This window comes from Streptobacillus felis, from assembly GCF_001559775.1.
Lineage (GTDB): Bacteria > Fusobacteriota > Fusobacteriia > Fusobacteriales > Leptotrichiaceae > Streptobacillus > Streptobacillus felis.
Genome location: NZ_LOHX01000334.1, coordinates 1 through 325 on the forward strand (window position 1 = coordinate 1; position 325 = coordinate 325).

1 protein-coding gene is annotated in these 325 nt (G+C 26.2%); it reads right to left on the reverse strand.

Annotation, left to right across the window (positions count from 1 at the left end):
- A partial coding sequence (locus AYC60_RS09205) for a hypothetical protein (protein ID WP_197417014.1) occupies nt 1–325 on the reverse strand: 325 nt, incomplete at both ends.

Consider the following 325-nt stretch of genomic DNA (forward strand, 5'->3'; position numbering starts at 1 on the left):
TTAAGCCTCTTATACTTACATTATCTACATTATTATATACTTCTTTTGTGTTTTCTAATATATTTAAAGCATTTTCTTTTTCTTCTATTACATCATAACTTCCCTTAACTCCTACAGTTATACTTCCAGGTGATACCTTCATCTCCATAGTATCTAATCCTGCACTTACTCCTAAACTTACTGAAGCATCTATTATCTCTTTTTTACTCTCTGCTCTCAATACATCTTTTCTAACACTTTCAACATTATTATACAATACATTACTATCTTTTACTATAGTTGATGTATAATTTACTTCCTTATTCTTATTAAATATTAAATTATT